Genomic DNA, 20,499 nt, shown 5'->3' on the forward strand with positions numbered 1-20,499 from the left:
CGCGTCATCCTTACCGCTCGTGAATCAGGGAAGTGCCCAGCCTACCGGTCGGGCGCGCCGACTCGGGCAGCACGGCCCGGGTCGCGGCCGTGAGGTCGTCCACGAGGCGTGCGCGCCACGAGGTCCAGGCCGTGGGGCCGAGCGAGGACGAGTCGGCCTCGGTCAGCGCGCGCAGCACCTCGAGCAGGTCCCGTCGGTGCCCGACGGCGTCGGCGAGCTCGGCGACGGTCGCCGGGTCGTCCGGGTCCGCCGAGACGGCGAGACGCGAGAGCGTGAGGTGGTGCCGCACGAGGCGCGCGACGTCGTCGGGCACCCCGTCCTCGAAACCCATCCGGTGCAGGATGCCCGGGACGAGCCGCGCCCCCTCCTCCGAGTGGTCGAGCGGGCCGCGCCGCTTGCCGATGTCGTGGAACAGCGCCGAGAGCAGCAGGAGGTCCGGACGTGCGACCTCCTTGCGGTCGCGCGCGGCCCGCGCGACCGTCTCGACGAGGTGGCGGTCGACCGTGTGCCGGTGGATCGCGGCACGCTGCGGGCGGTTGCGCACCCCTTCCCACTCGGGGATCCACGTCGTGACGACTCCCGCGAGGTCGAGCGCCTCCCAGACCGCGACCTGCGCCTGCCCGCTCGCGAGCAGCGCGAGGAAGGCGGACCGCGCCGCGGCGGGCCACGGCTCGGGCAGCGGCGGGCAGTGCCCGAGGCTGCTGACCGAGACCGGAGAGAGCGTCAGGCCCGTCCGCGCGGCCGTCGCGGCGGCGCGCAACGACAGCAGCGGGTCCGTCTCGGGGTGCGCGTCGATGGCCAGGACCAGCTCGCCGTCGTGCTCGACGAGCCCGTCCCCGACCGACCGCAGCCGGGGCGCGGCCCGTCGGCCCCGCACGAGGACCGGTCGGCGCGTTGTGCTCGGCCGCTGGAGCGCCTGGCGGGCACGACGGACCGTCGTGTCCAGCGCGTAGGAGATCTCGCGCCCCGAGGCCGCGAGGCTCGCCAGGAGCTCGTCGGGGTCGTCGTACCCCGCGAGGGCGGCGACCTCGTCGAGGTCCGCGAGCAGGAGCCTGTTGGTGTGCCGCCCCGTGACCACCTGGATCGCGTCGCGCACGTCGAGCAGGTGCGCGTGGGCCCGGTCGACCGTGCCGTGCGGCCGGTCCGTCAGCCAGGTCGCGGCGAGCGCCGAGAGCACGACGGCGTCGCGGATCCCGCCGCGCGACTCCTTGAGGTCGGGCTCGATCAGGTACGCGATCTCCCCCGACCGCTCGGCCCGCTCCTTCGTCGAGGACAGGAGCTCGGGCAGCCGGCGGCGCGAGGCCGACCGCCAGTCCGTGAGGACGGCCGACGCGGCCCGGTGGACCACGAGCGCGTCACCCGCGACGGGCCGGACGTCGAGCCACCCGACCGCGGCCGGGACGTCCTTGGACGCGACCTGCCGGCACTGGGACAGCGACCGCACCGCGTGGTCCAGGTCCACGCCCTCGTCCCACAGCGGGTACCAGAGCCGCTCCGCGATCGCGCCGACCTGCTCGGGCGAGTGGCTGCGACCGTCGTGCACGAGCACCAGGTCCAGGTCGCTCGCCGGCCCCATGTCCGCTCGCCCGAGGCTCCCCACGGCTGCGAGCGCCACACCCTCGGTGCTCGTGCCGGCCGTCGCCTCCTGCCAGAGGGCCGTGAGCCGGTCCGTGACGAGAGCGCAGACCGCCGAACGACGGGCCACCCCCGAGCTGCCCGGACCGCTCAGCTCCCGGGCGACCGCGAGCATCTCGGCCCGGAGGCCCCGCACCCGAGGTGGGTACGAGGCCTCCGCCGGTTCGTCGGGCCCCTGGGGAGCCCCTTCGTGCGCTGCGCCGGTCATCTCGACCGTGCCCCCTGCTGCACCGCTGACGACACCATGCCGTTCTCTCCTGTCCGGTCCGGATCGCCTAGAGGGCGCCGGCGCCGTGCTCGCCCGTGCGGACCCGGGCGACGTCGTCGACCGTGACCGTCCACACCTTGCCGTCACCGATCCGCCCGGTCTGGGCCGCCTTGACGATCGCCTCGGTGACCGTCGAGGAGTCCTCGTCGTCCACGAGGACCTCGATGCGGACCTTCGGGACCAGGTCCACGGTGTACTCCGCACCGCGGTAGACCTCGGTGTGGCCCTTCTGCCGGCCGTAGCCGCTGGCCTCGCTGACCGTCATGCCCCGGACCCCTGCGGCCTCGAGCGCGGACTTCACGTCGTCGAGACGGTGCGGCTGGATGATTCCTGTGACGAGCTTCATGCCCTGACCTCCTGGATGACACGACCCTGTGCGATGGTCTCGTATGCGGTCTCACCGTGCTCCGCGAGGTCGATCCCGCCGACCTCGGCGTCCTCGCTGACCCTCCAGCCCATCGTCACCTTGATGACGAAGCCGATGACGAACGTGAGGACTCCGGAGAAGATCACGGCCGCGAGGGCGATGACGACCTGGATCACGAGCTGGTCGATCCCGCCACCGTAGAACAGGCCCGTGTCCGTGCCCAGCAGCCCGATGAGGACGGTCCCGACCAGGCCACCGACCAGGTGGACGCCGACGACGTCGAGCGAGTCGTCGTAGCCGAAGCGGTACTTCAGGCCGACCGCGAGGGCGCACAGGACACCGGCGACGGCGCCGAGCGCGATCGCTCCGATCGGGTTGACCGCCGCGGCGGCCGGGGTGATCGCGACGAGGCCCGCGACGATGCCGGACGCGGCACCCAGGCTCGTGGCGTGACCGTCACGCAGGCGCTCGGTGAGGAGCCAGGCGGCCATCGCGGCGCAGGTCGCGACCGTGGTGTTGACCCAGGCCAGGCCCGCGACCTCGTTGGCGGCACCGGCGGAGCCCGCGTTGAACCCGAACCAGCCGAACCACAGGAGGGCTGCGCCCAGCATCACGAACGGGAGGTTGTGGGGACGCATGGGCTCCTTGCCGAAGCCCTTGCGCTTGCCGATGATCAGGGCGAGCACCAGGCCCGCGACACCCGCGTTGATGTGGACGACCGTGCCACCGGCGAAGTCGATCGGGGCCACGTTGGCGATCCCGTCGGTCACGCCGTAGATCGCCGCCGCGATGCCGTTCTCGCCGGCACCGAGGATGCCGCCGCCCCACACCATGTGGGCGAGCGGGAAGTAGACGAGCGTCACCCAGACGCCCGCGAAGACGAGCCACGCGCCGAACCGCGCACGGTCCGCGATCGCGCCGCTGATCAGGGCGACCGTGATGATCGCGAAGGTGGCCTGGAACCCTGCTGCCACGAGAGCCGGGACGCCGCTGCCCGCCAGGAGGCTGTTCGCGTCGTCGGTCAGGGGCGCCAGACCGAAGAACTCGGTCGGGTTGCCGAAGATGCCGGCCACGTCGGACCCGAAGGTCATCGAGTAGCCCCAGAGCACCCAGATGATGCCGACCACGGCGATCGCGCCGAAGCTCATCATCATCATGTTCAGGACGCTCTTGCCGCGGACCATGCCGCCGTAGAAGAACGCCAGGGCCGGGGTCATCAGCAGCACCAGAGCGGCTGACGTCAGGAGCCAGGCCGTGTTTCCAGTGTCAAGTTCGAAGGGCATGCGCTGTCGCCTCTCACCTCGCCAGCCGGGCGGCCGGACAGGTCAAGAGTCGTCCAGCGGCGTTTCCCCGCGACGCGCGTGCGGTGACGGAGGTGTAACGCGCGGCCCCCGTGTGTAAACGTTGCGTTTCCCAGCCCGCCCGAGCCCGGTCCGGGGGCTTCCTCGCCCCCGGACCGGTCGCGTTCAGTCGCCCAGGAGGCCGTCGACGAACTCCTGGGGGTCGAACGGCGCCAGGTCGTCGGGGCCCTCGCCCAGACCGACGAGCTTGACCGGCACGCCCAGCTCGCGCTGGACCGCGACCACGATCCCGCCCTTGGCCGTGCCGTCGAGCTTGGTCAGCACGATGCCCGTGACGCCGGCGATCTCCCCGAAGACGCGCGCCTGGTTGAGCCCGTTCTGGCCCGTGGTCGCGTCGAGCACCAGGAGGACCTCCGACAACGGCGCCTCCTTGGTGATGACGCGGCGGATCTTGCCCAGCTCGTCCATGAGGCCGGCCTTGTTCTGCAGCCGGCCCGCGGTGTCGACGAGCACGACGTCGACGCCCTCCTCCCGGCCCTGACGGACCGCGTCGAACGCGACCGCGGCCGGGTCCGCTCCGTCCCGGTCCGAACGCACGGTGCGCACGCCCACGCGAGCACCCCACGTCTCGAGCTGGTCCGCGGCGGCCGCGCGGAACGTGTCGGCCGCGCCGAGCACGACCGTGCGGTCCTCGGCGACCAGGACGCGCGCGAGCTTGCCCACGGTCGTGGTCTTGCCCGTCCCGTTGACGCCCACCACGAGCACGACGGCGGGCAGCCGGGTCCCGTCCTCGGCCGTCTGCGGGGCCGTGGCGAGCGAGCGGTCCATGGTCGGGTCGACGAGGGCGACGAGCTCCTCGCGCAGCAGCGCGCGCACGCTCGCGGGGTCGCGCACACCCAGGACACGCACGCGGGTGCGCAGCGAGTCGATGAGCTCGCCCGCGGGCCCGGCGCCGACGTCGGCCAGCAGCAGGGTCTCCTCGAGCTCGTCCCAGTCGTCCTCGGTCAGGTGGTCGCGCGAGAGCACAGCGAGGAGCTTGCTGCCGAGCGGCGAGCCCGAGCGGGCGAGGCGGCCGCGCAGGCGCGCGAGGCGGCCGCCCACGGCCTCGGGGACCTCGACCGCAGGCGGAGCCTCGAGGTCGGACGGGGCCTCGGCCGTCGCCACACCGCCGCCCTCGGCAGTCTCGGCGGGTTGCTCCCCGGGCGCGTCGCGCTCGAGCGTGGTCGTGCCCGTCGAAGCGGGTGGGAGCGGGTCGCGCGACCCGGACCGGCGACGGACACCGAGGAATCCGAGTCCGAGCACGACGAGGACGGCGAGGGAGATCCAGAGCCAGAGGAGATCGTTCACCGTCGAAGTCTCTCAAATCCGCGCGCGGCGTGCGGGCAGCCTGGACATCTGCCTCGCGGGCGCGGGGCGATTCAGTCCTGCGGGAGGACCGGGGGCCGACCGGGCGGCGTCGCCGTGGGGACCGACGGGACGGCACCCGTCGCGGGGCGGCGCACGCCCGCGCTGTGCAGCGTGTGGGTCGCCCGCTCCCGGGCCCGGTGCAGCACGTCGGTGATCTCGTCCGCGTCGATGTACGCGGGGTCGTCGACCTCGGTCGCCGCGAAGAACTCGTCCATGCCCGTGTCCACGGGCTCGACCGCTGCCCGGTCGGCACGCTCCCCGCGGCGGGACCGACGCCACGAGGTGAGCCCCGACACGAAGTCGCGCCAGAATCCCTTGAGGCCGACGGGCGGACCCGTCCGGTCGTTGCGGTCGTCGATGCGCGTGACGACGCTCGCGAACAGGAAGACGACGACGGCCGCCACGAGCGCGATCCCCAAGAACACGAACATCCAGAACATCGTTCGATTATCACGGGAGAACGGCCCGACGACCTTCGCTGCGACGGCGAGTCCGATGTTCGGCACAGCATCTTCACCGGACCGTGGCCGGGAGGTGACCCAGGGCCACGGGCGTCGCGCCGTCCACCTGCCCGGGCCGCAGTCCCGCCCGGGCTTCCCTCGTCGCCGGGAACGACCGGCTGCTCGAGGCTACGCGGGGACCTCGTCACGCAGCCGCTGGCTGATGACGGTCGTCACGCCGTCGCCGCGCATGGTGACCCCGTACAGCGCGTCGGCGATCTCCATGGTGCGCTTCTGGTGCGTGATGACGATGAGCTGCGAGTCCTCCTGGAGCTCGCGGAAGATCTCGAGCAGGCGCCCCAGGTTCACGTCGTCGAGCGCGGCCTCGACCTCGTCCATGACGTAGAACGGGCTGGGACGAGCCTTGAAGATCGCGACCAGGAGCGCCACGGCCGTGAGCGAGCGCTCCCCGCCGGACAGTAGGGAGAGCCGCTTGACCTTCTTGCCCGCAGGACGGGCCTCGACCTCGATGCCCGTGGTGAGCATGTCGTCCGGGTTCGTCAGGACGAGCCGCCCCTCGCCGCCCGGGAACATCCGACCGAACACGTGGACGAACTGCTCGGCCGTGTCGTGGTAGGCCTCGGTGAAGACCTGCTCGACCCGCTCGTCGATCTCCCGGACGATCTCGAGGAGGTCGGTGCGCGACTTCTTGAGGTCGGCGAGCTGGGTCGTGAGGAACGTGTGCCGCTCCTCGAGCGCCGCGAACTCCTCGAGCGCGAGCGGGTTGACCCGGCCGAGCTGGCCCAGCGCCCGCTCGGCCGACCGCAGCCGCTTCTCCTGCGCCGCGCGCACGTACGGTTCGGTCACGGGCTCGCCGTCCTCGTCCTCGCGGACCGTGCCGTCCTCGGCGAGGACCGGCACCGGGCGGTCGGGGCCGAACTCGTCGAGCAGGACCTCGGGGTCCAGGCCGAGCTCGTCGACGCTGCGCCCGTGGAGCTGCTCGATCCGCAGCTGCTGCTGGGTCCGTGCCACCTCGTCGCGGTGCGCCACGTCGGTGAGCTCGCGGAGCTGGCCCGCGAGCGCGTCGGCCTCGGCCCGCCGCGCCGTGACCGCCTGGTCGAGCTCTCCGCGGGCCGCCTCCGCCGCGTCGCGCTCCTCACGGGCCCGTTCGAGCGACCGGTCGAGCGCGGCGAGCGCGACCTGGGCACCGTCGCGGACCGCCTCGGCGCGCTCTGCCTGGCGCACGCGCGCCGCCTCCCGGGCTGCCGCCCGCTCACGGGCCGCACGCTCGGTCGCCGCCGCACGCGCCAAGGACTGGGCGCGCCCCGTCAGGGCCCGTGCACGCTCCTCGCTCGTGCGCAGCGCGAGCCGCGCCTCGGTCTCCGCGGCCCGTGCCGCGGTCGCGAGACCGTTCGCCCCGTCCCGTGCGGCCGTCGCGGCCGCGACCGACTCCTCGGTCTGCTCGGGGGCCGCCTCGGCCTCGTCGTGGCGTGCGACGAGACCCGCGAGCTCGGTCTGCTCGGCCACCAGCATGGCCTGCGCCTTCTCGAGCGACGCGCGCACCCGGGCGGACTCGGCCGCGGCCGCGCGCGCCGTCGCCCCCAGGTGCCCCAGCTGCTCCGCGACGGCGGCCAGGGCGGCGTCGGACTCGTTGAGCCGGTCCAGGGTCGCGTCGTAGCGCTGCTGCACTTCCTCGGCCTCCTCGAGCGCTCCCACGAGCGCGAAGCGGGTCCGCTCGCCGCGCGCGACGGCGTCGTCCCGCGCCGTCTGGGCCTCGTCGAGCGCGGACTGCAGGTGCAGGACGCTGGGAGCGGTCGCCGAGCCTCCCCACGCGCCGTGCGCGGCGAGCAGGTCGCCGCCCCTGGTCACCGCGGTGACCTGCGGCGACGACGAGACGAGCGCACGGGCCTGCGCCAGGTCCTCGACGACGACCACGCCGTCGAGCAGGAGCTCCACGGCCGACGCGACCGACCGCGCAGGTGTGACGACGTCCGCTGCCCACGCGGCGCCGTCGGGCAGGACGGCGGGCCGGGCCGCACGCGCGGCGCTCGCCCTGTCCTCGACCGGCGCTCCCCCGCCCACCACGAGGCTCGCTCTCCCCGCGTCCTCCTGGCGCAGGTGGCGCAGCGCGTCGACCGCCGCCTCGAGGCTCTCGACAGCGACCGCGTCCGCGGCGGGCCCCAGGGCTGCCGCGATCGCGTCCTCGTACCCTGCGTCGATGCTCAGCAGCGCAGCGAGCGACCCGATGGCCCCCACCTGGTCGGCCGCGAGCAGCGCGCCCGCGCCGTCCTTGCGGACCAGGCTCATCTCGAGCGCCTCGACGCGTGCGCTCCAGGTCGCGCGCTCACGGTCGGCGGTCTGCTCCTCCTCGCGCAGCCGCGCCACCACGGCGCTCGTGCGCTCGACCGCGTCGGCGGCCTCCTCGTGCTCGGCGTCCAGGCCCTCCTCGCCCTCCTCGACGCCCACGACCTGCGTCTCGAGCGTCGCGAACTCGACGTTCGCCTGGTTGCCGCGCCGCTCGGTCTCGGCGAGAGACTCGCGCAGGCGACCGATCTCGGCCTCGGTCGCCTCGACGCGCGACCGCCGTGCGGCGACCTGGCCGGCCAGGCGCGCGAGGCCCTCGCGGCGGTCGGCCGCTCCGCGCAGCAGCGTCGCGAGCGCCCGCTCGGCGGCCTGCGCCTGCTCCTCGACCGTCGTCCGTTCGGCCACGGCCGCCTCGAGCGCGGCGCGTGCGACCGCGACCTCCGACTCGAGCTCGAGCTCGGCCGCACGTGCCCGGGCGGCCTGCGCGTCCAGGTCGTTCGGGTCCTGCCCACGCTGCACGGTCTCCGGGCGTCCCAGCAGGCGCAGCCGCTCGGCCGCGAGGGTCCGCGTCCCGCCCAGCCGCTCCTTGAGCGATGACAGGCGGTACCAGACCTCGCTCGCGCGGGCCAGGGCCGGCGCGGCCTCGGCCGCCTGCGTCTCCAGGGCACCCAGCGCGTCCCGAGCGGTGGCGAGCGACCGCTCGACCTCGCCCTGGCGGGCCCGCAGCGCCGACTCGTCCGCGATCTCCTGCTCGAGCGTCGCGGTGAGCTGGGCCAGGTCGTCCGCGAGCAGCCGCGCCCGCGCGTCGCGCAGGTCGCGCTGGACCACCTGCGCCTTGCGCGCGATCTGCGCCTGGCGCCCCAGCGGGCCGAGCTGACGCCGGATCTCGGCCGTCAGGTCCCCGAGCCGCGTCAGGTTCGCCTGCATCGCGTCGAGCTTGCGCAGCGCCTTCTCCTTGCGCTTGCGGTGCTTGAGGACGCCCGCGGCCTCCTCGATGAACCCGCGACGCTCCTCCGGGGTCGCGCGCAGCACCGCGTCGAGCTGCCCCTGCCCCACGATCACGTGCATCTCGCGACCGATGCCCGAGTCCGACAGCAGCTCCTGGATGTCCAGGAGCCGGCACGACGACCCGTTGATCGCGTACTCCGAGCCGCCGTTGCGGAACAGCGTCCGCGAGATGGTCACCTCGGAGTACTCGATCGGCAGCGCGCCGTCGGTGTTGTCGATCGTCAGGGACACCTCGGCACGGCCCAGCGGCGGGCGGCCGGCGGTCCCCGCGAAGATGACGTCCTCCATCTTGCCGCCGCGCAGCGACTTGGCGCCCTGCTCGCCCATGACCCAGGACAGGGCGTCGACGACGTTCGACTTGCCCGAGCCGTTCGGGCCCACGACGCACGTGACCCCGGGCTCGAAGCGCAGGGTCGTCGCCGAGGCGAACGACTTGAACCCGCGAAGGGTCAGGGTCTTGAGGTGCACGGGTCAGAGCCTAGTGCGGTGTGGCGGGTGAAGCGGGGAGGTGGCGGCGCTGGGAGCAGGGCCCCTGCCCGTCCTCCTCGCCGACGAAGACAGGCGCCCCCTCCTTCGAGGGGGCGCCTGTCGGCAGGTGCGAGGGCCTCAGAGACCCGGGAACCAGAGCGAGATCTCGCGGGCGGCCGACTCCGGGGAGTCCGAGCCGTGGACCAGGTTCTGCTGCACCTTCAGGCCCCAGTCGCGGCCCAGGTCGCCACGGATGGTGCCAGGGGCGGCGGCGGTCGGGTCGGTCGTGCCGGCGAGCGAGCGGAAGCCCGGGATGACGCCCTGGCCCTCGGCGACGATCGCGAGCGTCGGGCCCGAGAGCATGAAGTCGACCAGCGGCTGGTAGAACGGCTTGCCCTCGTGCTCGGCGTAGTGCGCCGCGAGGAGCTCGGGGGTGGCGTCCAGGAGCTGGACGGCGGCCAGGGTGTAGCCCTTGGCCTCGATACGGCGGAGGATCTCGCCCGACAGCCCACGGCGGACGCCGTCGGGCTTGACCAGGACGAGGGTGCGCTCGATGGTCTCGGAGAGCGCGTCGGCCACTGCGGGGGCTGCAACATCAGTCATGCGCACGACCCTACCGGCCCTGCTCACATGTTCGGCGCGGTCTCCGGGTGCTCCGCGTCGTACGCGGCGCGCTCACGGTCGATGCGCCCGCCGAGACGCAGCGACACGATCCACAGCACCACGAAGATGCCGCCCACGAGGAACATCAGCGGGACGGCGAAGCCGCACGCGATGACCGGGATCTGCACGGCCGAGCCCGCGACGTAGCCGCCCGGCCCGCCCACCATGCGGCTGAGCAGGAGCAGGACCACGATCAGCGTGCCGCCCACGATCCAGATCGCCGGGCCCGAGGGCACCTGCATCTTGTCCGGCCACGCGTAGGGCACGTTCCGCAGCCCGTACGCGACGAGGGTCGCGAAGAGGATCAGGAACGCCTCCAGCATCAGCGTCGTCGACGTGAACTGGATCTTCGCGGACTTCTTGGCCTTGATGCGGGGCGCGTCCGCCGCGTCCTTCGCCGTGGGGGCGGAGGACGCGACGGGCCCGTCGACCGGTTCGTTGGTGGAGCTCACGCGACTCAGTTTACCGGCGCGTCCTGGCGGGAGGGGCCGCCCGCCGGGTCGTCGTCCGTGGGGATGGTGGCACCGTCCGGCCCGACGGCGTCGCGCACCTGCGCGTCCGTCTCGCCCTCGACCAGCGCGCCCTTCGGGTCGGCGACCGCCTCGCCGCGCGCGACCATGCCGGCCTCGCCCGAGAGCTTGACCTCCTTGAGGAACAGCGCGAGCACGAACCCGACGACGACGAGCGGCACGAGGTACCAGAACGCCGGCGCGAGCGCGTCCGTGAAGGCGTCGATCACGCCCGTCTTGACGGGCTCCGGGAGGGCCTGGACCGCGGCGGGGGTCAGGCTCGAGGCCTCTCCCCCACCCGTGGCGGCGCCACCGGGGATGACCTCAGCCAGGTTGGCCGACAGGCGCGTCGTGAAGATGGTGCTGAAGAGCGCCGTGCCCACGGCTGCACCGATCTCCCGGAAGAAGTTGTTCGCGCTCGTCGCGGTCCCGATCTCGTGGGGGTCCACGGAGTTCTGGACGGCCAGGACGATGGTCTGCATGACCAGACCCATGCCGGCACCCATCACGAAGATCATGGCGCCGAACAGGACCATGGACATGTCGCCCGTGATGGTCGTGAGCCAGATGATGCCCGCGGTCGTGATCGCGAGGCCTGCGACGGGGTAGATCTTGTAGCGGCCCGTCTTGGTGATCGCGAACCCGGACCCGATCGCCGTGATCATGACACCGACCATCATGGGCAGCATGAGGAAGCCGGACTCGGTCACGCCCGCGCCGGTCGACATCTGCAGGAAGGTCGGCAGGAACGCGAGCGCGGAGAACATGCCCATGCCGAGCACGAGGCCGATGAGCGTCGCGATGGTGAACGTGCGGTTCTTGAAGAGGTGCAGCGGGAGCAGCGGCTCCTCCGCACGGCGCTCGACCACGATGAACAGGGCGATCGACGCGAGCGTCGCGGCGACCATGCCCAGGAGCTTGGGGTCGGACCAGTCGTAGCCCCTGCTCGAGGTCAGCGACTCCCAGCTCGTGAGCAGCACGATCCCGGACGTCCCGACGACCAGGAAGAAGATGCCGGCCACGTCGATCTTGCGCCCGGAACGGTGGCTCGGGAGCTTCAGGGTGAACCACGCGACGAGGAAGGCGGCGATGCCGATCGGGACGTTGATCCAGAAGGCCCAGCGCCAGCCCGGTCCCTCGGTGAACCAGCCGCCGAGGAGCGGCCCGATCACGGCTGCGATGCCGAACAGGGCACCCATGGGGCCCATGTACTTGCCGCGGTCCTTGGCCGGGACGATGTCCGCGATGATGGCCTGCGACAGGATCATGAGGCCACCACCACCGAGGCCCTGGACGGCTCGCCACGCGACGAGCTCGGGGAACGTCTGGGCGAAGCCCGCACCCGCCGACGCGACGGTGAACAGCCCGATCGCGACGAGGAACGGCCAGCGGCGCCCCCACAGGTCGCCGAACTTTCCGTAGAGGGGCATGACGATCGCGATCGCCAGGATGTAGGCCGTGATGACCCACCCCTGGTGCTCGACGCCGTGCAGCTCGCCCACGATCGTGGGCATCGCGGTGCCGACGATCGACTGGTCGAGCGAGGACAGGAACATGCTGGCCATGAGCGCGCCGAAGATCAGCCAGACCGTGCGCTGCGTCAGCACGATGAGCGGCTTGCCGTTCTCGGCGGACGCGCCGGCCCCGGTCGGCGCGGCCGACGTGGTGGAGCGGGAGGAGGACATGAGGGATCCGTTCAGGTCGAGTCAGACCGGTGGTGGCGCCCGTCGACGCGAGACGGCGGGCGTGAGTGTGGTGGTGGTGGGGTCAGCCGGGGCTGCCGGGTTCTCCCGGCGAGGTCCCCGGGCACACGAGCGTCCGGAGCTGCGCGACCACCGAGCCCAGGCGGTCGACCGGCTCGCCCGTACGGCCGAGCCGTTCCCACTCGAGCGTCGTGGTGCGCAGGAGCGCCATCACGACCATCGCGAGCAGCTCGGGCTCGGGAACGAACGGGTGCTGGGCCCGGCGACGCTCGAACACGTCGATCAGACCGGTCCGCAGGTTCTCGATCCACCACATGTGGCGGGCGAGGAGGCGGTGCTCGCGCTCGACCAGCCGGATCGCCCGGTGCACCCGTTCGAGGGACATGACCTGGTGCGCGAGCAGGTCGGCGACGAGCACCTGCAGGTCGTCGAGGAGGTCACCCGTGGGGCCGCCCGCGACGAAGACGTGGACCGCGCCTGCCGAGGGCGAGAACTCCTCGACCCCGAGCACGGCGTCGTCCTTGGACGCGAAGTAGTTGAAGAACGTCCGTGCCGAGACGCCGATCGACGCGCAGATGTCGTCGACCGTGACCGCGTCCAGCCCGCGTTCGAGCACGAGGGTCTGGGCAGCGTCGATGAGCGCCTCGCGGCGTTCGCGCTTCTTGCGCTCGCGCAGCCCCGTGGGGGCGGCGGAGGGCTCGACAAGGTTCTGCACAGCAGGCAAATTTACACGTCGTGCAACTTTGCAGGCAATGCAGTATTCACGTGACGCTCGTCACGGGACGGCTCAGACCTCTCCGAAGCCGCCCTCGACCGCGGCCACGGCTGCGTCCCTGGCCTCGCTGGCCTGCGGCCCCTCGGCCGCGATCACGAGCTCGCGCCCCCCGGTGGCGCCCAGCTTCATCATCTCGAGCACGCTCGCGGCGTTCACCCCGTTGATCGTGACCTTGGCGTCGTAGCCCGCGACGAGCCGCGCGAGGATCGCCGCCGGACGCGCGTGGAGCCCCAGGGGGTTGCGGAGCGTGACGGAGCGCGGCGCACCGGGCGAGTCGTCCTCGAGTCCCGCGGCGGCGGCCAGCTGGTCGGCCGGCCCCGGCGGGGGCACGAACCCGCCGTCGGGCGACCCGCTCTGCGCGAACGTGCCGCCCGCGGCCTCGGCCGACGCGAGCACCTCCGCGAGGGTCCCGCCCCCGTGGGCCGTGACCGCAGCGGCGACGGCCCCCTCGACGAACGGCGCGTCCGCGAGGACGACGCGGCCCTCGAGCGAGTCGTCGAGCTCGATGACCGACTCGATCGTCATGACCGCCGAGCCCAGGTCCGCGAGGACCACCACGCCCTCTGTCCCGACGAGCCCCTCGGCGACCGCCGCGGACACGACGTCGTAGCTCGTGCCGAGGCTGCCGTCGTCCGTCCCGCCCGCAGGCAGGAGCAGCACCCCCGGGGCCATCTGGGCGGCGAGCTCGGCGGCGCCCTGCGCCAGCCGGGCCGAGTGGGACACGAGGACCAGGGCGATCCGCGCACGGTCGCCGACGTGTGGGGTTGTCATCGGGACATCATTCCCCGGGAGCGTCGACCGCCGCGACCGCAGCCCGCAGGATCACCACGGTCGAGGTCGCCCCCGGGTCCTGGTGCCCGACGCTGCGCTCGCCCAGGTAGCTCGCGCGCCCCTTGGTCGCGAGCATGGGGACGGTCGCGAGCGCCCCGGCCTCCGCCGCGGCGAGCGCGGCCTCGAGGACCCCTGCCGGGTCGCTGCCGGCGTCCGCGGCCTCGACGGCCGCGTCGACCGCGGGCTGCCACGCGTCGACCATGGTCTTCTCGCCCGGGACCGCCTTGCCGCGAGCCGTGATGCCCTCGAGGGCACCCTCGAGCAGCGCGACGACGGCGGACGAGTCCAGCTCCGTGAGGCCCGTGACCTTCGCGGCGCGCAGGAACGCCGTGCCGTACAGCGGGCCCGACGCTCCCCCGACCGAGGACATGAGGGTCGTCGCGACGAGCTTGAGCACGTCGCCGATCTGCGCAGGCTGCTCCTCGAGGCCGTCGAGCTTGGCGACGACCGCCTGGAACCCGCGGTTCAGGTTCTCGCCGTGGTCCCCGTCACCGATCTGACGGTCCAGCTCGGTGAGCTCGTCCCGCGACGACACGATCATCGTCGCCGCGCCTCGCATCCAGCGCACAGCCCACGCAACGTCCAGCGTCATTCCTCGCCCTTTCGTTCCTGTCCCGGGCACGGCTCGCGGGGAGCAGGGTCCGGGGCGCCGCTCCCCGGCTCTCGGGGGGCGGCTGGAGTCACCACCGCAGAGCGGCGGTGTGCACGGGCGCGTCCCACAGCGCGGTCAGCTCGTCGTCCAGCCGGAGCACGGTGACCGAGGCCCCTTGCATCTCCAGCGAAGTGACGTAGTTGCCCACGAGAGAGCGTGTGACTGCCACGCCGCGCGCCTCGAGCAGCCTCCGTGCCTGACGATAGACGACGTAGAGCTCGGACTGGGGCGTACCGCCCATTCCGTTAACGAACAGCAACACTCGCTCTCCGCCCGCGAGCCGCAGGTCCTCCGCGACGGCGTCGACGAGCATGCCCGTGATCTCGTCCGCGGTCGCCATGGGGATGCGGTGCCGGCCCGGCTCGCCGTGGATCCCGATCCCGATCTCGATCTCCGACTCGTCGAGGTCGAAGCTCGGCTTGCCGACGTGCGGCACGGTGCAGGCCGAGAGCGCGACGCCCATCGAGCGGACGTTCGCGACGACCCGCCCGGCGATCTCGGTGACCTTGCCCAGGTCGTCCCCGCGCTCGGCGGCGGCTCCCGCGATCTTCTCGACCGCGACGGTCCCTGCCACGCCGCGGCGGCCCGCGGTGTAGAGCGAGTCCTCGACCGCCACGTCGTCGTTGACGAGGATGCTCGCGGCCTGCGTGCCCTCGGCCTCGACGAGCTCGAGCGCCGTCTCGAAGTTGAGCACGTCGCCCGTGTAGTTCTTGACGATCGCGAGCACGCCCGCACCCGAGTCGGCCCCGAGGATCGCGGGCACGATCTGGTCCGGCGTGGGCGAGGTGAACACGGCCCCGGGGACCGCGGCGTCGAGCATCCCCGCGCCGACGAAGCCCGCGTGCAGCGGCTCGTGCCCTGCACCGCCTCCGCTGACGAGCCCCACCTTGCCCGGCACGGCACCACCGGCGCGGGACACGTACAGGGGTGCCCGGTGCACCTCCACGAGGTCGGCGTGAGCCAGCTCGAACCCGTCGAGCGACTCCGTCACCGCGTCCTGCGGGTCGTTGAGCAGCTTCTTCATGGCGCATCCCTCCGTCGGACTGCTGCGGCGCGTCCGGCCGCGTGCACTGCTCGCGCGCCGGTGGATCGTGCCCCCGGCGCCCGTCCCCCCATCAAACACCCCCGCCGGTGCGGTGGCACGCAGAGAGTCGCTCCGGCGCGACATTCCGTGCCCGACGACGCGGGGTGCCCCTCGGAGCGAGGGGCACCCTGCGTGGTGGTCGGGCGAGCGCAGCCTCCGGGCCGCGGCGTGCGAGCGGCTCGCCGTCAGCCGCGCCCGAGCAGGATCCGCACGTCGGCCGCGGTGATGACCGAGCCCGTGACGAGCACTCCCGTGCCCACGCCGACGCCCACCGAGTCGTCGCGCTCGGCGAGGTCGACCGCGATGGCGAGCGCCTCGTCGAGGCGCTCGGCCGTGTGGACGCGGTCCTCGCCGAAGACCTCGATCGCGACCTCCGCGAGGTCGGTCACGTCGGCCGAGCGCTCGGCCGAGTTGCGCGTGATGACGACCTCGGCGAGCACGGGCTCGAGCACCGAGAGGATCTGCTCGGAGTCCTTGTCGCCCATGATCGCGACGACCCCGATCAGGTGCTCGAACTCGAACGCCTCGTCGATCGCGGCGACGAGGGCCTCGGCACCGGCCGGGTTGTGCGCGGCGTCGACGATCACGGTCGGGCTCGACCGCAGGACCTCGAGCCGGCCCGGCGAGCTCGCGTCCGCGAAGGCAGCCTCGACGACGCCGCCGTCGAGCGCGCGCCCTCCCGAGAGCAGCGCCTCGGTGGCCGCCAGCGCCAGCAGGGCGTTGTGGGCCTGGTGCTCGCCGATCAGCGGCAGGAAGATCTCGGTGTAGAGACCCGCAGGGGTGCGCAGGTCGACGACCTGCCCACCGACGGCCGGGGTCCGCCCGGCCACCGCGATGTCCTGCCCCTCGCGCAGGACCCGGGCGTGCTTGGCCGCCGCAGCCTCGATGACGATGGCCTCGGCGGCGTCGCTCTGCTCGGCGAGGACGACGACCGCGCCCTCCTTGACGATCCCCGACTTCTCGGTCGCGATCTCCTCGATCGTGTGACCGAGCCAGCGCGTGTGGTCGATCGAGATGGGGGTCACGATCGCGACGTCGCCGTCCACGACGTTGGTCGAGTCCCAGCCGCCGCCCATGCCGACCTCGACGATCGCGACGTCGACGGGGGCGTCGGCGAACGCCGCGAACGCCATGACCGTGAGCACCTCGAAGAAGCTCAGACGGGGACCGCCCGCCTCCTGCGACTCGCGGTCGGCGACGCCGATGTAGGGCGCGACGTCCTCCCAGATCTCGACGAAGCGCGCGGGGCTCACGGGCTCGCCGTCGATCGCGATGCGCTCGGTCACCGAGGTCAGGTGCGGGCTCGTGAAGCGCCCCGTGCGCAGGCCGTGCTCGCGCACGAGCCGCTCGACCAGGCGCGAGGTCGACGTCTTGCCGTTGGTCCCCGTGATGTGGATCGTGCGGTAGGCCTTCTGCGGGTCGCCGAGGAGCTCGAGGACCCGCTCGACGCGCGCGAGCGTCGGGTCGATGTCGTGCTCGGGGGCCCGGTCCATGATGTGCGCGTACACCGTGGTCAGGTCCTCGAGCGCGGCGGCCTCCTCGGCCGTGCGCTGGTGCGCAGCGCCTCCGGGACGCCGCGCGTCCTTGTCGCCCGGGCGCTCGCCGGCGCCACGGCCGACGCGGATGCCGCTCATGCCCGTGCTCCGTCGGTCTGGTCGGACGAGACGGTTGCCGACGCCTTGGCGACGAGCACGCTGCGCTCGTCGGTGGGCGACAGGTCGACCGTGACGCTCACGGCGAGGGTCTCGCCCGCGATGAGCTCGCGGTGGTCCTCGACCGCTCCCTGCCAGGGGCCGGGCACCGAGAGCGACAGGTCGATCCGGTCCGAGACCTCGAGGCCGGCCGCCTTGCGGGCGTCCTGGACCTCGCGCACGATGTCGCGTGCGTAGCCCTCGGCCAGGAGCGCGTCGTTCAGCTCGAGGTCCAGGACCACGAACCCGCCCGTGGGCAGCACGGCCGCCGCGATCGACGGAGCGGCCGGGTCGACCTCGTCGTGGCCCTGCTCGGCGAGCACCACGGTCGTCAGCTCGTACTCGGAGCCGAGCAGCGGCACGTCGCCGTCGGGCGTCTCGACGACGACGAACCCGTCGTCACCCACGCGCCACGAGCCCGCCTTGGCGGCCTTGATGACCGCCTGGACCCCGCGCCCCAGGCGCGGGCCCGCAGCGCGGGCGTTGACCGTGAGCTTCTGCGAGACGCCGAACTCGTCGGCCGCACCGGACTCGAGGTCGAGGAAGCGCACGGCCTTGACGTTGAGCTCACGGGCGAGCAGGTCGCCGTAGGGCTCGAGCGCGGCCGGGTCCTCGGTCACGACGGTCAGGGTGCTGAGCGGCTGGCGCACGCGCAGCGAGTGCGCCTTGCGCAGACCGAGCGAGAGCGAGGCCACCGAACGGACCAGGTCCATCGAGGCGACGAGCGCGTCGTCGGCGACCAGGACGCCGGCCAGCGAGTCGCCCGGCGCGTCGGCGACGACGCTCGGCCAGTCGGTCAGGTGCACGCTGCGCCCGCCCGTGAGACCGCGCCAGACCTCCTCGGAGAGCATGGGCGCGAGCGGTGCCATGACGCGCGTGAGGACCTCGAGGGCCGTCCAGAGCGTGTCGAACGCATCCTCGTCCTCGTCCCAGAAGCGGTCACGCTGCGTGCGGACGTACCAGTTGGTCAGCAGGTCGAGGTGCTCGCGCACGGTCTCGCACGCGCCCGCGATGTCGTACGCGTCGAGCTGGGTCGTGACGGTCGCGACCAGGTCGTGCGTGCGAGCCAGCAGGTAGCGGTCGAGAGCCGGGAGGTCCGCGACGCGCTCGGGGGCCACGCGCTGAGCGGTGTACCCCGCGCCGCCGTCGGCGTTGTTCGAGTAGAGCGTGAAGAAGTAGTACGTGCTCCACAGCGGCAGCAGCACCTGACGCACCGAGTCGCGGATGCCCTCCTCGGTCACGATGAGGTTCCCGCCGCGCAGGATGGGCGAGCTCATGAGGAACCAGCGCATCGCGTCGGAGCCGTCGCGGTCCAGGACCTCGGACACGTCCGGGTAGTTGCGCAGCGACTTGCTCATCTTGCGCCCGTCCGAGCCGAGCACGATCCCGTGCGAGACCGCCGAGCGGAACGCCGGGCGGTCGAACAGGGCCGTGGCCAGGACGTGCAGCGTGTAGAACCAGCCGCGGGTCTGGCCGATGTACTCGACGATGAAGTCGCCCGGGTAGTGGTGCTCGAACCAGTCGGCGTTCTCGAACGGGTAGTGGACCTGCGCGAACGGCATGGAGCCCGAGTCGAACCAGACGTCCAGGACGTCGGGGATGCGGCGCATGACGGACTTCCCGGTCGGGTCGTCCGGGTTGGGGCGCGTCAGGTCGTCGATGAAGGGACGGTGCAGGTCCGTCACGGGCACGCCGAAGTCGGCCTCGAGCTCGGCGATCGAGCCGTAGACGTCGATGCGCGGGTAGTTCGCGTCGTCCGAGACCCACACGGGGATGGGCGTGCCCCAGTAACGGTTGCGCGAGATGGACCAGTCGCGGGCGCCCGCGAGCCACTTGCCGAACTGGCCGTCGCGGATGTGCTCGGGCGTCCAGGTGATGTCCTGGTTGAGCTCGACCATGCGGTCGCGGAACTCGGTCACGCGCACGAACCAGCTCGAGACCGCCTTGTAGATCAGGGGGTTCCGGCAGCGCCAGCAGTGCGGGTAGGAGTGCTGGTAGGTCTCGTGGCGCAGCACGACGGCGCGCGAGGAGGCCGCGACGCGCGCGAGCGGGCCCGTGCCCTCCTTGAGGTCCTTGATGACCTTGGGGTTGGCGTCGAAGACCTGCTCGCCCGCGTAGTCCGGGACGGCGTTGGTGAAGCGCCCACGGGCGTCGACGGGCACGACGGGCACGATCCCGGCCGCGTCGCACACGGCCATGTCGTCCTCACCGAAGGCGGGGGCCAGGTGGACGACGCCCGTGCCGTCCTCGGTCGTCACGAAGTCGGCCACGAGCACCTGGTGCGCGTTCGGCCAGCCCTCGGCCGAGCGGTCGGTGAAGTAGTCGAAGGCCGGGGTGTAGCGCAGCCCCGCGAGGTCGGCGCCCTTGACGGTCGCCAGGACCTCGGCGTCGTCCCCGAGCTCCTTGACGTACGCGCCCAGGCGCGCGGCGGCGAGCACGACCTTGTCCCCGGCCACGGCCGAGGAGGCGCCGGGGCGCACCACGACGTAGTCGACGTCCGGCCCGACGGCGACGGCCAGGTTCGAGGGCAGCGTCCACGGCGTCGTGGTCCACACGAGCACGAGCGCCCCCGCTGCGGGCGAGGCGACGCCGTCCGCGACGTCGTCGGAGAGTCGGAACCCGACCGTGAGCGCCGGGTCCTGACGCGACTGGTACACGTCGTCGTCCATGCGCAGCTCGTGGTTCGACAGCGGCGTCTCGTCGCGCCAGCAGTACGGCAGCACACGGTAGCCCTCGTACGCGAGGCCCTTGTCGTACAGACGCTTGAACGCCCAGATCACCGACTCCATGAAGGTGATGTCGAGCGTCTTGTAGTCGTTCGCGAAGTCGACCCAGCGCGCCTGGCGCGTCACGTACTCCTTCCACTCGTCCGTGTACTTGAGCACGGACTCGCGGCAGGCCTCGTTGAACGCGGCGATGCCCATGGCCTCGATCTGCGACTTGTCGGTGATGCCCAGCACGCGCTCGGCCTCGAGCTCGGCCGGCAGGCCGTGCGTGTCCCAGCCGAAGCGGCGCTCGACGCGCTTGCCCCGCATGGTCATGTAGCGCGGCACGACGTCCTTGGCGTAGCCCGTCAGGAGGTGCCCGTAGTGCGGCAGACCGTTCGCGAAGGGAGGGCCGTCGTAGAAGACGAACTCGTTGTCGCCGTCCTGACCCGCCTCGCGGTGCTCGATCGACGCGCGGAACGTGTCGTCCTTGGACCAGTACGACAGCACGCCGCGCTCGAGAGAGGGCAGGTGGGGGCTGGCGGGGATCTGGTGGCCCTGACCGTCAGGGGCGGTGTCGTCGGTGCGGTGCAGAGGGTAGGCCATGGCTCAGTGGCTCCATCGTGAGTGGCAGGCGGTGGTCCGGGACGTGCTCGTGCGAGGACGACCACCCCTCCCTGGTTCCCGA

General features: G+C 72.7%; 15 protein-coding genes. All 15 read right to left on the reverse strand.

Annotation, left to right across the window (positions count from 1 at the left end; translation table 11 throughout):
* Positions 1-10: 10 nt before the first annotated feature.
* The 15 genes from H9641_RS17590 to ileS all read right to left on the reverse strand — a co-directional run bounded on the left by H9641_RS17590 (position 11) and on the right by ileS (position 20,417).
* Positions 11-1,843, reverse strand: coding sequence for a [protein-PII] uridylyltransferase (locus H9641_RS17590; protein ID WP_191805715.1), 1,833 nt, complete (start codon positions 1,841-1,843; stop codon positions 11-13).
* Positions 1,844-1,910: 67 nt separating this feature from the next.
* A complete protein-coding gene (locus H9641_RS17595; RefSeq protein ID WP_056648660.1) occupies positions 1,911-2,249 on the reverse strand; it encodes a P-II family nitrogen regulator in 339 nt (112 codons plus the stop codon).
* Positions 2,246-3,553 (reverse strand): ammonium transporter, encoded by a 1,308-nt coding sequence (locus H9641_RS17600; protein WP_191805716.1) that lies wholly within the window; start codon positions 3,551-3,553, stop codon positions 2,246-2,248. Before H9641_RS17600 ends, H9641_RS17595 begins: the two co-directional genes overlap by 4 nt.
* Before the next feature lie 183 nt (positions 3,554-3,736).
* Positions 3,737-4,918, reverse strand: coding sequence for a signal recognition particle-docking protein FtsY (gene ftsY / locus H9641_RS17605; protein ID WP_191805717.1), 1,182 nt, complete (start codon positions 4,916-4,918; stop codon positions 3,737-3,739).
* A gap of 71 nt (positions 4,919-4,989) precedes the next feature.
* Positions 4,990-5,484 (reverse strand): hypothetical protein, encoded by a 495-nt coding sequence (locus H9641_RS17610; protein ID WP_191805718.1) that lies wholly within the window; start codon positions 5,482-5,484, stop codon positions 4,990-4,992.
* Between the two features lie 123 nt (positions 5,485-5,607).
* Positions 5,608-9,198 carry a chromosome segregation protein SMC gene (smc, locus tag H9641_RS17615; protein WP_191805719.1) on the reverse strand — a complete coding sequence of 1,197 codons (3,591 nt, stop codon included), beginning with the start codon at positions 9,196-9,198 and terminating at the stop codon, positions 5,608-5,610.
* Positions 9,199-9,336: 138 nt separating this feature from the next.
* Positions 9,337-9,801: a nucleoside-diphosphate kinase gene (gene ndk / locus H9641_RS17620; RefSeq protein WP_191805720.1), complete on the reverse strand. Its 465-nt coding sequence runs from the start codon at positions 9,799-9,801 to the stop codon at positions 9,337-9,339.
* Positions 9,802-9,824: 23 nt separating this feature from the next.
* Positions 9,825-10,313, reverse strand: a complete 489-nt coding sequence (locus H9641_RS17625) for a DUF4233 domain-containing protein (RefSeq protein WP_318244667.1) — start codon at positions 10,311-10,313, stop codon at positions 9,825-9,827.
* Positions 10,314-10,318: 5 nt separating this feature from the next.
* Positions 10,319-12,055 carry an MDR family MFS transporter gene (locus H9641_RS17630; RefSeq protein WP_191805721.1) on the reverse strand — a complete coding sequence of 579 codons (1,737 nt, stop codon included), beginning with the start codon at positions 12,053-12,055 and terminating at the stop codon, positions 10,319-10,321.
* A gap of 82 nt (positions 12,056-12,137) precedes the next feature.
* Complete coding sequence (locus H9641_RS17635; RefSeq protein ID WP_191805722.1) at positions 12,138-12,788, reverse strand: TetR/AcrR family transcriptional regulator; 651 nt, start codon at positions 12,786-12,788, stop codon at positions 12,138-12,140.
* Positions 12,789-12,860: 72 nt separating this feature from the next.
* The gene (gene dhaM, locus H9641_RS17640) at positions 12,861-13,619 is read right to left on the reverse strand and encodes a dihydroxyacetone kinase phosphoryl donor subunit DhaM (protein WP_191805723.1); all 759 of its coding nucleotides are present in this window, start codon (positions 13,617-13,619) and stop codon (positions 12,861-12,863) included.
* A 7-nt stretch (positions 13,620-13,626) separates the two neighbouring features.
* Positions 13,627-14,271 (reverse strand): dihydroxyacetone kinase subunit DhaL, encoded by a 645-nt coding sequence (dhaL, locus tag H9641_RS17645; protein ID WP_191805724.1) that lies wholly within the window; start codon positions 14,269-14,271, stop codon positions 13,627-13,629.
* 88 nt (positions 14,272-14,359) lie between these two features.
* Complete coding sequence (dhaK, locus tag H9641_RS17650; protein ID WP_191805725.1) at positions 14,360-15,355, reverse strand: dihydroxyacetone kinase subunit DhaK; 996 nt, start codon at positions 15,353-15,355, stop codon at positions 14,360-14,362.
* A 245-nt stretch (positions 15,356-15,600) separates the two neighbouring features.
* Positions 15,601-17,049 (reverse strand): bifunctional folylpolyglutamate synthase/dihydrofolate synthase, encoded by a 1,449-nt coding sequence (locus H9641_RS17655; protein ID WP_191805726.1) that lies wholly within the window; start codon positions 17,047-17,049, stop codon positions 15,601-15,603.
* Positions 17,046-20,417, reverse strand: a complete 3,372-nt coding sequence (gene ileS, locus H9641_RS17660) for an isoleucine--tRNA ligase (protein WP_191805727.1) — start codon at positions 20,415-20,417, stop codon at positions 17,046-17,048. Before ileS ends, H9641_RS17655 begins: the two co-directional genes overlap by 4 nt.
* Positions 20,418-20,499: the final 82 nt, after the last annotated feature.

The organism is Oerskovia merdavium (assembly GCF_014836755.1).
GTDB lineage: Bacteria > Actinomycetota > Actinomycetes > Actinomycetales > Cellulomonadaceae > Oerskovia > Oerskovia merdavium.

What these genes read in the sequence shown, in the direction of transcription:
- H9641_RS17590 (WP_191805715.1), bottom strand. Translation starts at nt 1,843, where the DNA reads ATGACCGGCGCAGCGCACGAAGGGGCTCCCCAGGGGCCCGACGAACCG.
- H9641_RS17595 (WP_056648660.1), bottom strand. Translation starts at nt 2,249, where the DNA reads ATGAAGCTCGTCACAGGAATCATCCAGCCGCACCGTCTCGACGACGTG.
- H9641_RS17600 (WP_191805716.1), bottom strand. Translation starts at nt 3,553, where the DNA reads ATGCCCTTCGAACTTGACACTGGAAACACGGCCTGGCTCCTGACGTCA.
- ndk (WP_191805720.1), bottom strand. Translation starts at nt 9,801, where the DNA reads ATGACTGATGTTGCAGCCCCCGCAGTGGCCGACGCGCTCTCCGAGACC.
- H9641_RS17630 (WP_191805721.1), bottom strand. Translation starts at nt 12,055, where the DNA reads ATGTCCTCCTCCCGCTCCACCACGTCGGCCGCGCCGACCGGGGCCGGC.
- dhaM (WP_191805723.1), bottom strand. Translation starts at nt 13,619, where the DNA reads ATGACAACCCCACACGTCGGCGACCGTGCGCGGATCGCCCTGGTCCTC.
- dhaL (WP_191805724.1), bottom strand. Translation starts at nt 14,271, where the DNA reads ATGACGCTGGACGTTGCGTGGGCTGTGCGCTGGATGCGAGGCGCGGCG.
- dhaK (WP_191805725.1), bottom strand. Translation starts at nt 15,355, where the DNA reads ATGAAGAAGCTGCTCAACGACCCGCAGGACGCGGTGACGGAGTCGCTC.
- H9641_RS17655 (WP_191805726.1), bottom strand. Translation starts at nt 17,049, where the DNA reads ATGAGCGGCATCCGCGTCGGCCGTGGCGCCGGCGAGCGCCCGGGCGAC.
- ileS (WP_191805727.1), bottom strand. Translation starts at nt 20,417, where the DNA reads ATGGCCTACCCTCTGCACCGCACCGACGACACCGCCCCTGACGGTCAG.